Raw genomic sequence first — 10854 nt, 5'->3', positions numbered from 1 at the left:
GTGTGGGCATTGATGAAGCGGTGGTCGAGCACCGCTTCCGGGGAAGCGGCCTCGGCTTGCAACAGCAAGGCGTTGATCGCCTGGAAAAGCGCAAGGTCCCCGCCCGGCTTGATATGCAGGAACTGGTCGGCGATCGTCGTTCCGCGGCCGATGATCCCGCGAACCTTCTGCGGATGCTTGAACCGGATCAGCCCCGCCTCAGGCAGCGGGTTGACCGCGATGACGTGCCCGCCGTTGCGCTTGGTGTCCTCGAGCGCCGTCAGCATCCGGGGCATGTTGGTGCCCGGGTTCAGCCCGACGACGAACACCAGATCAGCCCGCTGGATGTCGTCGAGGCTCACAGTGCCTTTGCTGACCCCGAGCGTCTCCTCCAGCGCGAAACCGCTGGACTCATGGCACATGTTGCTGCAGTCAGGAAGATTGTTGGTACCCAACGCTCGCGCGAACAGCTGCAGCACAAACGCCGCCTCGTTGCTGACCCGCCCCGAGGTATAGAAAAGCGCTTCGTCAGGCGAGTCGAGTCCGAGCAGCTGAGCCGCCAGCAGGTCGAACGCGTCATCCCACCCGATGGGTTCGTAGCAGTCCGAGTCGGGTTGCTTGACCATCGGCTCGGTGAGTCGACCCTGCTGGTTGAGCCACATGTCGGACTTTGTCGCCAGGTCGGAGATCGAGTGCTCGGCGAAGAACTCTCGGGTGAGCCGACGGGTTGTCGCCTCATCATTGATGTGTTTGGCCCCGTTTTCGCAGTACTCATTCATGTGCCGCTTGCCGGGCTCCGGCTCTGGCCACGCGCATCCTGGGCAGTCGATGCCGTTGGCTTGGTTGATCGTGAGCAAGGTGACTGCGGTGCGCCGAGGCGAAGTCTGCTCGAGCGAATACTGCAGGGCGTGGGTCACGGCGGGAAACCCGGTTGCCCATTGCTTGGGCGGCGTGACTTTCAGTTGCTCGTCAATCGGATCATCCGTGGTCATCGCATCGGGTCTGTCTACTTGGGTATTGAACCTGGATGTCTCAGCTGCGCGTGGCGCCCGATGATGCTTAGCATAACCGGACCGGATTACCGGTTGATGCCGTCACCCGACTGGCGAGCGGTCGGCTGCGCCGCTATCCGATGTTGGAAAAGAGACCAACTCGAGTTCGGAAAGGGTGGCTGCCACGGCGACGAGTGGCTGCGCGGCTTCGACAGGCATGCTTTCCCCGGTCGCCTCGGCGCGCAACGATCGAACGAACTCCTCGGTGATGGGCTGTTCCGTCGCATCACTCCGCTTAGACAGCCGATCGCCGAGCGAGTCCGCATAGGTTTCCAACAAGGCGCGGGTGAATGGGTACGTACCCGACGGCGGCAACGTCTTGATATCGGCGATCATGTCTCCCGCGGTCCGCACCAACATCGCCCGGTTTGCCGACCTGACCACCGGGGTCCGCAAATTGGCCCCGCTACCGGTTTCCGAAAGGTATTGGCGGACAGCGTCGTCGACTGTCCGGCTGACTACCATCGCTTCGCGGCTGAGTGCTTGCAGATGTGCTTCGAGTTCGTCTGAATTCTCACGGGTGACCCGCCGCACGGCCGCGCGCAGAAAGGGCACGTTGACGTCGAGTGCTGCACTGATCACGGCGGAGATCGCGGCTATCGCCCCCCTTGGCCACAGCAGCAGCGATACGACCATGCCCACCCCTGCGCCCATTACGACGTCTTCGATGCGCAACAGACCAATCCGCCAACCGGTCGGGACCATCAGGTCGAGGATGATCAACGTTGTCAACGTGGTCACGGCCTGAGCAACAGCGAACGAGAAGAGCCGCGGCAGGTAGGCCGATCCGAACACCGCGATTGGCAGCAGCGACCACAGCGCCGCCGGTGCGATGGTGAAAGCGGCTATCAGCAGGGCGGCGACGGTGACGCCGACGGCGGCGCCGATCACAGCTTGAACCATTTTGGTTCTCGTGACGAGCGCGCTGCTAGCGAGCACCGCCATCGTTCCCAGGACAACCCAGAACCCGTGCAGCACCGGGAAGAGATGGCTGACGGCGACGGCCAGTGCCAACCCGACACCGGTGCGCAGACCGTTGCGCGCCACGACGGAGCGGGTGCGCAGAAACCCGGTCGAGACGGTGGTAATGGTGACAGTCTCGGGCAATAGCCGGTCGCCGAAACCGGTGGGCGGCAATCGTAAGCCCAAGGCCCGCGCCCATACCGGTCGGGCGTCGGCCGCTGCTGCCGCGGCGATGAGGCTGCCGGCCAGACGAATCGTTGTCGCGATCACCCGACAGGTCAGCAATCGGCGGCCAATTGCGATTGCCGCCGGGTTGTCTGGCGCACTGAGGACCAGTCTGACGTCGTGGCGGTAACGACCACGTGCCAGCGACTGCAATCGGGGCAATGCATGGTCGAGGGCCGCCCTCTTCGCGGCGCGGTCGGTCGGGTGTCCGGCGTCGAGCACTCGTGCACAGCAACGCATCACGTCGACGGCCGGCTGCTGCGCCGGCCCCAGCGCAGTCCCGGTGTCGTCGTCGACGCGTTCGCTGACCAAGCCGAGGTGGTCGACGACACGCATCAATGCCCGACTGCCTGCAGTCAGCCCAACCGGGCGGGAGCTGGCGGCCAAGAAGGTGGCGCGCAGCCTGTCCATCGCGGTGGACACCTCAACCGTCGACCCGATGCCCTCGATCCGGTCGGCCAGCGCGGCGCACACCTGTGCCGCATTGCGGCGCAGCGCGTCGTGGTGCCGTGGGGGGAGCAGGAACAACGACGCCGGCACACACAGCGCGAGGGCGATCAGCCACCCCACCAGCCGCTCGCCTGCCGGTCCGGCCGGTGTACATACCGGCCAGACGAAGCACAACAATGTCGTGCGTTTACCGGCCGACATCGTCTCACTGAGCGCGCCCGCCAGGGTGACCGCCACACCGAGGATCAATGTCAGCATCACCGCCAGCCAGGCAACGCGAGTAACCAAGGTGCCCAGGACAATCAGGATGCTTCCGTTGAGACCCAAGCCGAGGTAGGCCACCGCACGGTTCTGGCGGTTCCCGGGGAAATCAGTAACTACCATCAGCCAGTAGGCGCCGAGCACCGCAAACAGCGGTGCGGCTGTGCCGCCGACAAGAAGGCGACCGAACCCGGCCGCGAGCGGTACGACGATCGCCGCACGGATGGCCCGCCGCAACCCATCGCGGTCCGGGTCCTTGGAGTGCAACCGGTCCAACGCCCGCCGGACCGGCCAGATCGCCATAACTGGATGGTAGAGGCGTTGTCGCGATGCGACTCCGCCGGCGCTCGCGTTGACGACGCGGCGAATGAGCGAAACAATCCTTACTGCTTTGGGCATACCACCAGCACTCTGCGGGGAGACCTACGGTGGCCTTTGATCCGGCCGAGTCCGCGGCGAGCGTCCTGCGCGGTTGGGCGCGCGCGATGCTGACGCATCGTCATGGCAGCGAGGTCTACCAGACCTCGACGATGGGGGCGTTGCTCGACGGCGTCTACGACGGTGATGTCACCATCCGGGAGCTGTTGCGGCACGGCGACTTCGGTCTGGGTACCTTCAATGGCCTGGACGGCGAGATGTTGGTGCTCGACGGGGTCTGCTATCAATTGCGCGGGGACGGCAGTGCGCGGGTCGCCGATCCGGACCAACACACTCCGTTCGCTGTTGTCACCTGGTTCGCCGCCGACCGCACATTCGACGTGTCCGCGCCGGTCGACCGCGCCGAGCTCAAGGCCCGCATCGATGCGTCGCTGCCGAGCACCAACCTGATCGTCGCTGTCCGGGTCACCGGTGATTTCAGCGTGATTCGGACCCGCACGGTGACCGAGCAACACCGGCCCTACCGACCGTTCACCGAGGCCACCGAAGAACAGCAGGAGCTGACCTTCACCGACGTGACCGGCACGCTGGCCGTCTTCCGGATGCCCGACTATGAGCAAGGTATCTCGGTGGCCGGCTACCATTCCCATTTCGTCGATGCCGAACGTCACCACGGCGGACATGCCCTCGATTACCGGCTAACCCGGGGCACCGTCGAGATCGGTGTCCGGTCTGATCTGCACTTGAGCCTGCCCCGCACACCGGAATTCCTTGACGCCGAGTTGAATAAGGCTGACCTCGACACCCAAATCCGCCGCACCGAGGGAGAATGACGTGAGCGAAGGCGACGTGCGAGCAGCCCAGCGCGTGGTCGAGACGCTCTCCGCCTACGGCATTCAATTCATCTTCGGCATACCCGGGGCCAAGGTCGACGCCGTCTTCGACGCTCTGGCTGACGGCGGCCCGGAATTGGTGGTTTGCCGCCACGAGCAGAACGCGGCGTTCATGGCCGCCGCGGTCGGTCGGCTCACCGGAACACCCGGCGTCGCGCTGGTGACGTCAGGGCCGGGTACCACCAACTTGGCTACCGGTCTCATCACCGCTACCACCGAGCAGGACCCCATGGTCGCTATCTGCGGGGCTGTCGCCCGCGCCGACCGGCTAAAGCGCACCCATCAGTCGATGGACGCTGTTGCGGCCCTTAAGCCCTTCACGAAATACACCGGGGAGGTCAACGACCCCGACAACGTGTCGGAAGCAGTCGCCAACGCAATCCGCGCCGCAGTCGCCCCACCTCGCGGCGCCGCCGCGGTGGTTCTGCCGGCTGACGTGTTGACGTCTGTCACGTCAGCGGCAATCGTGAAGCCGTCGCCTGTGCCGGCGCTGGGCCCGGCCCGAGCGGACCGAATTGCGCAGGCCGCCAATCTGATCCGGGATGCGCAACGCCCGGTGCTATTTGTCGGTGTTCGCGTCGGCGATCCGCAACCATGTGCCGCACTGCGTGAGCTGCTTGCGGTCACCGACCTGCCGGTAGTGGAGACATTTCAGGCCGCCGGTGTGGTGTCGCGCGAACTCGAGGATCACTTCGTCGGACGCGTCGGGCTGTTCCGCAATCAGCCCGGCGACATCCTCATCAGCCATGCAGATGTTCTGGTCACGGTCGGGTTCGATCCGGTCGAATACGATCCGCGGCTATGGAATTCGGATCCTGCTCGCACCCTGATTCACATCGACGAGATTCCCGCCGACATCGACAACCACTACCAGCCGACATTGGAATTACGCGGCGACCTCGCCGCTACCCTGACCGCCATGATCCCGCTGCTATCGGGGTTACGGCTGAACGACGTCGTGAATTCCGGCATCGCGGAACAACGTGCCGCACTGCTGAACATCGACGTAGAGGCGCGAAACCGTTCGCAGACCGATGTTGGTGTTAACCCGGCGGCGCTCGTTCTCAAGATCCGCGAACTGATCGACGACGACACCACCATCGCCTGCGACATTGGATCCCACTACATCTATATGGCCAGACACTTTCGCGTTTACCAACCTCGTCGGCTGCTGTTCTCCGATGGTCAGCAGACCCTCGGCGTTGCTTTACCGTGGGCCATGGCAGCCGCGATGGTTCGCCCGGGCACACCCGCGGTGTCGGTATCCGGCGACGGTGGATTCCTCTTCAGCGCACAAGAATTAGAGACCGCAACTCGGCTGGGGCTCAGTTTCACGCATGTCATCATGCGCGACAACACCTACGACATGGTCGCGTTCCAGGAGCAACTCAAATACGGGCGCACCTCGGGCGTGCAGCTCGGCGACTATGACATCGCGCACTACGCCGCGGCGTTCGGTGCCACGGGCATCCGAGTCAGCGGCATCACCGAGTTCGAAGCCGCGCTCAAACAATCTCTGACCGAACCCGGAATTACCATTATCGACGTGCAGGTCGACTACAGCCGCAACACCGAACTGTTCGCGGAGTTGCACGACGACGTCGTCGAATAGGGGTGGAATAACGGCTACGCGCTGAAAAGTAGGTACAAGCCGGTAAAGGTGTAGCCGACCATGACCAGCATCATGGTGAGCTGGCCGGTGAGTTGATGTCCCGCGGGCAGCAGCCGCAGCGCTTTGTCGTGTGCCGCAATCACCGCCACGATGTGGCCGGTCAGCACGCACGACACCTTGATCACGGCCAGCGCGGTCGGGTGCAGCGACAGCACATAGGCGACGTGCAGGTGCGCCAGCCCGAGCAGGTTCCATCCCCGGCCGAACGGATCGGCGAGGGCGAACACGGCCTGTTGACCTCGCTCCACCAGATAGGACAAGTAGTGGGCGAAGATGTAGCCCACCACAATAGGAATCAGCGAATGCGCCATTTGACCCGGTAATGCGCGACGCTGCTCGCGGTCGATCCCGCCGGCAGCGCGGGCGGCCAGCGAAAACGTCGTCGCCACAACGACAATGAAGACCAGCAACCCGATGGTGCGCAGCGTCGACAACGACAGCGTCACCGGCACAGCGTGAATAGCTTTCGCCAGCCGGTCGGCGAAGTTGCGCCAGGTCACCGACGACGAGAAGCTGTCGAACGCGGTCGAGCCAAGCAGCACCGCCAAGATCGCGACCACGCCCGGCCGAATCGGCAACGACGGCAGATGGTCGAACGGGTTACCGATCGCAATTCTCCCGGTGTCCGGGTTGCGCCGAAACGGCGAGAGCCGCGAAACCGCCATGCTGTACACACCGAACGGGTCGACTCGGGCGAACCAACGTTGCCCGCACAGCCAAGCCCCGACCAGTAGCGCAGAAGCATAAATCAGCAACCACGATTTGACCCAGGGCAGCGATGCCGGGTTCGGGCTGGCCAATTCCATCCAGACAAAGGCGAACAGGCCCATCGCGGCCGGGCGATACCCCCAGCTTTCGGGATAGGACTGCCGGGGCTCGCCCAGGCGTCGCGGTGTGACGCGTCGCAGCAGCAGATACACCGTGCGCACCGGTGAAATCACTCGCCACACCGGTCCGAAAAGCAGTGAAACAGCTACTAACCCGACCCACAGCAGCACATAGAACACACCCAGGACGGCATTCGCCTGCGTCTGCGGTCCCCACCAGCCGGCCAACACCACCCACACCGTGAACAGCAAAGCGGCGGCGGCCGCGATCCCGCGGGCTGCCCGCGAATCCACCAGTGCGGTAACGGCTGCCGGCAACGGGTGGCCCGGTTTGAGCGGATCAAACCGTGGCCGTCGCCACGCGAAGGCGACCAAGGCAAAGGTGAACGTCAACGCCCACGCGGCTCCGATCACCGAATAGGCGTAGGGGACCGGAAGATCGCTCGATCCACCTAGCCCGTGCGCCAGTACTACTGCGTCCGTCACGGACGCACTTGGATCGTGGCGATCGTGCGGTCCAGGTGATGCAGTTCGACGTCGACATTGCCCGGGACGTCGACGCTGAACTGAAACGTCTGGTTGGCGGCCGCAGCGACCGGAAACTTGTGATCGGGCACCGAATGCACGTGCAGCTCATCGACGGCGTCACTGGTGACGCGCAACGTAATTGGTTCGGAAACCTTGGCTTGCAGCGTGGCATTGCTTGGTGTGACCTGCCCCTTGGCGATGGTGACGTTGACAACCAGACCCGCACCTGAGGGTTGGGTGGACTTCGGTGCACCGCCGCAGGCAACCAGCCCCGAGATCAGCAACATCGCCGCAGCGGTGGCGCAGAGACGTCGAACCAAAGCGATCACGCCGCCCGCGGAGGTGACCGTTGCTCCTCGACGGGCTGCTGGGGCGCGGTATCGGTGGCGTTGATCCGGCCGGCGCCCCAGGTTAGCGCGCTGATGAGGGTCAACGTGAAGCACAGCACCACGATCCCGCCGGCGGTGAACAACCACGCCGGGACGCTCGCGTCGCGCTCGCGCTGCAGAATCGAAACCTCGAGCACGAACGGACGAGTGCTGACCGCCTTCGCGGGAATCTCCGGCACGGGAATTGCCGCGTCCGCCGGTGCCCAGATCGGCACCGCGGTCATCGTTCTGCCGTCTTGGACACGCAGCAATGTTTTCCATTCACCCCACACCGGAATCGGTTGGGTGGACACGTAATGTCCGGGCCCTACCTTCTCGAGGCGGTCGATTTCCAGGCCGCGATCGTTCCACATCCGGCCCTGCCAGGACAGGATCGTCAGCCAGTCTGGATGATCGCCCACCAGGGTGGGCGGGCTGATCTGCACGTCGGCAGACACCATGCGTTGTCCCGGTTGGCTCGGCAGGTCGGTCAGCTTGATCGTGGCGGTGTCCTGCGTTGGCACGTGGATGTGCAGGCCGTTGGCCACCGTGCCGCCGATCACCAGCACTGTTAGTGCCACGGCGGTGACGCCGATGGCTTTGCCTGGCAGCTTCTGGCTGGTCAGGACCATGCCGAACAGCGCCGCGCACACCCCGGCCAGGATCGCGACCGGCACCGCGGTCGGCAGTGCTTCACGCCAGAGCGGCAGCGGCCACGGGTAGTGGTAGACCGCGCCGATCCACAGCGACTCCAGCCACAGTCCGACAGTGCCTACGCCAAGACCCGCGACGGCCCCGAACAGGATTGGACGCCGGAACAGCGGGGTGAGCGCCACCAACTCGACCACCAGAGCGGGGCCCAGATACAACGGGAACCAGTTGAGCGGGGCGCCCAGGATCGGGCCGACCAGCAACGCCACCAGACCGCGCAGCGCAATCGCGAACAGAGCCGCGATAAGCGCCGCGCCTTTGCCCATGGTGATGCGCGCGACGATCGTTCCGACCGCTGCGGCCGCGGCAATAAGCATCGGCTGGAATACCAGACGGAATTGCGGTACACCGAAGTCGAATTCGATTTGATAGACCGACATTCCGATCAGCAATCCGCCGCATGACAGATAACGCACGAATCTGATGAACGGCCGCTCGGCTCGGGCGAAGGCACCCTCGGCAGGAGTGTCGGGCAGGGCTCGGGCACCCTCGTACTCCAGCATCAGGACCGCGAAAAGCGAGAAGTTGGCGCCGCCAATCATCATCAAATGCGTTGGGCCCCAGAGTGTGACGTCTTGTCCGAATATCCGGTGCCAAATGTCGTCAAGCGGGAACCCGATCATCGCGTAGAGTCCGCAGCCGGCCATCAGCACACCGCCGACCGGCGCGTACCAGTTGCGGGTGATCCGAACTGCGCCCGGCCCGGGCTTGTCGAACGGAATCACCACCGACAGCATCCCCGCGACGAAGATGCCGAACAGCCCGATAATGATGAAGTAGTGTGCGGGGTTGGCCAACGGGCCGGGATCGCGGCCATTGCCGATATGCCAGCTGACGTCCCAGATGAAGCCGAAGAGCGCACAGATGATCGACGTGGTGAACACCAGGACCGTCAGCGCCACCCATGGCGGACGGTCGAACTTCTGCCCCAGTTTTTCCGCAACCGTGTTCAGCCAGGTGATCCGGTGCGTCCGATGAGCCCAGCCGACCCAGAGCATCAGCAGGGTTATCACCATCGCGGCGATCGACAGACCGATCACCTGATCGAGCCCGGCGCCGCGCGCCGGCGGATCCGCGAGAACTGTCAGGTCCACCGTTGTACCTCCCACTGCGCTGTGGCCGCCCTGAAGTGCGGGCGCGAACTTACTTCACGGTAGGTAGCCCGCTGACGGTCCGTTCAAACTTCCGGCGTTTTGGGTTGGCTTCGGTCGTCGTCAGCGGTTCTTTGCTGTGCGTCGTCCTCGGCGCGGCGCCGGTCCCGGATCGCGATGTACAGCACAACTCCGACGACGATCACCGCGGGCAAGAACGCCGGTCCTGCCAGCAGGATCCAATGGTGTGCGACGTACTCGACGTGCGGATCGGTCAACTGCGTTCACTTCCCCGGGGCTCTAACTTCCCGCATCCTTGGCGTACCCCGCGGCGGCCGCTGCAACCACATCACGTTTGTGCAGGTGCACACCGCTAGCCTAGCCTGGGCACCGTTCAACGCAGGCTGCGATGAGCCCCGGGGCGCTTTCGTCCCGCGAGCTCAAAAGACTTAAGGAGTAGCTGGTGACTCAGGCGGCGACTCGGCCAACCCCCGGCACCGACAGCACCGACATCCTCACCGTGGCCCGCCAACAGGTGCTCGAGCGCGGTGACGGACTGAGCCAGGAGCAGCTGCTGCGGGTGCTTCAGCTGTCCGACGATCGCCTCGAGGAACTCTTGGCTTTGGCCCACGAGGTGCGGATGGCCTGGTGCGGGCCCGAGGTCGAGGTCGAGGGCATCATCAGCCTGAAAACCGGTGGCTGCCCGGAGGATTGCCATTTCTGCTCCCAATCGGGGCTCTTCGCCTCGCCGGTACGCAGCGCCTGGCTCGACGTTCATAGCCTGGTGGAGGCGGCCAAACAGACCGCGAAGACGGGCGCTACCGAGTTCTGCATCGTCGCCGCGGTGCGCGGACCCGACGATCGGTTACTGGCTCAGGTGGCGGCTGGCATCGAGGCGATCCGCGACGCAGTCGACATCCAGATCGCCTGCTCGCTGGGCATGCTGACCGCCGAACAGGTCGACCGCCTGTCGGCGATGGGCGTGCACCGCTACAACCACAACCTGGAGACCGCCCGCTCGTTCTTCCCCAACGTCGTGACTACCCACACCTGGGAAGAGCGCTGGCAAACGCTGTCGATGGTGCGCGAGGCCGGCATGGAGGTGTGCTGCGGCGGCATCCTCGGCATGGGTGAGACGGTCGAGCAGCGCGCCGAATTCGCCGCCAACCTGGCCGAGCTGGACCCCGATGAGGTGCCGCTGAACTTCCTCAACCCGCGTCCCGGCACGCCGTTCGGTGACCTCGAAGTGCTGCCGGCCAGCGAAGCGCTCAAGGCGGTGGCCGCCTTCCGGCTGGCACTGCCGCGCACCATGCTCCGCTTCGCCGGCGGTCGCGAGATCACCCTTGGCGACCTGGGCGCCAAACAAGGCATTCTGGGCGGGATCAACGCCGTAATCGTCGGCAATTACCTGACCACACTGGGCCGCCCTGCTGAGGCCGATCTCGCGCTGCTCGAC

At 64.6% G+C, this 10854-nt stretch carries 9 protein-coding genes; 3 read left to right on the top strand and 6 right to left on the bottom strand.

The genetic code is table 11. The annotated features are described in order from the left end of the window. Together WAN71_RS01500 and WAN71_RS01495 are read right to left on the bottom strand one after the other, a co-directional pair. The coding region (locus WAN71_RS01500) for a molybdopterin-dependent oxidoreductase (RefSeq protein ID WP_422223628.1) at window positions 1-971 on the bottom strand (971 nt) is incomplete at its 3' end. A gap of 102 nt (window positions 972-1073) precedes the next feature. Continuing rightward, window positions 1074-3233, bottom strand: a complete 2160-nt coding sequence (locus WAN71_RS01495; RefSeq protein ID WP_422223627.1) for an FUSC family protein — start codon at window positions 3231-3233, stop codon at window positions 1074-1076. A 182-nt stretch (window positions 3234-3415) separates the two neighbouring features. On the opposite strand from WAN71_RS01495, the gene budA reads away from it, so the two are divergent. Both budA and alsS read left to right on the top strand, forming a co-directional pair. Beyond that, window positions 3416-4141, top strand: coding sequence for an acetolactate decarboxylase (gene budA / locus WAN71_RS01490; RefSeq protein WP_422223631.1), 726 nt, complete (start codon window positions 3416-3418; stop codon window positions 4139-4141). Between the two features lies 1 nt (window position 4142). After that, on the top strand, window positions 4143-5813 hold the full coding sequence (gene alsS / locus WAN71_RS01485; protein ID WP_422223626.1) for an acetolactate synthase AlsS: 1671 nt from the start codon (window positions 4143-4145) through the stop codon (window positions 5811-5813). A 14-nt stretch (window positions 5814-5827) separates the two neighbouring features. Here alsS and WAN71_RS01480 read toward each other — a convergent pair whose 3' ends face one another. From WAN71_RS01480 to WAN71_RS01465, 4 genes are all read right to left on the bottom strand, one after another. Next, window positions 5828-7186, bottom strand: a complete 1359-nt coding sequence (locus tag WAN71_RS01480) for a hypothetical protein (protein ID WP_422223625.1) — start codon at window positions 7184-7186, stop codon at window positions 5828-5830. After that, entirely contained in the window at window positions 7183-7515 is a 333-nt protein-coding gene (locus WAN71_RS01475) for a hypothetical protein (RefSeq protein ID WP_422223630.1), read from the bottom strand. The genes WAN71_RS01480 and WAN71_RS01475 overlap by 4 nt, the downstream gene beginning before the upstream one ends. A 38-nt stretch (window positions 7516-7553) precedes the next feature. Continuing rightward, window positions 7554-9323 (bottom strand): hypothetical protein, encoded by a 1770-nt coding sequence (locus WAN71_RS01470; RefSeq protein WP_422223629.1) that lies wholly within the window; start codon window positions 9321-9323, stop codon window positions 7554-7556. 161 nt (window positions 9324-9484) lie between these two features. After that, on the bottom strand, window positions 9485-9676 hold the full coding sequence (locus WAN71_RS01465; protein ID WP_422223624.1) for a hypothetical protein: 192 nt from the start codon (window positions 9674-9676) through the stop codon (window positions 9485-9487). A gap of 185 nt (window positions 9677-9861) precedes the next feature. Here WAN71_RS01465 and bioB point away from each other — a divergent pair. Then, a partial coding sequence (bioB, locus tag WAN71_RS01460) for a biotin synthase BioB (protein ID WP_422223623.1) occupies window positions 9862-10854 on the top strand: 993 nt, incomplete at its 3' end.

This window comes from Mycobacterium sp. (assembly GCF_049280035.1).
GTDB lineage: Bacteria > Actinomycetota > Actinomycetes > Mycobacteriales > Mycobacteriaceae > Mycobacterium.
Note: the sequence above shows the minus strand (reverse complement) of the source record. Positions and strands in the feature narration are given on the sequence as shown.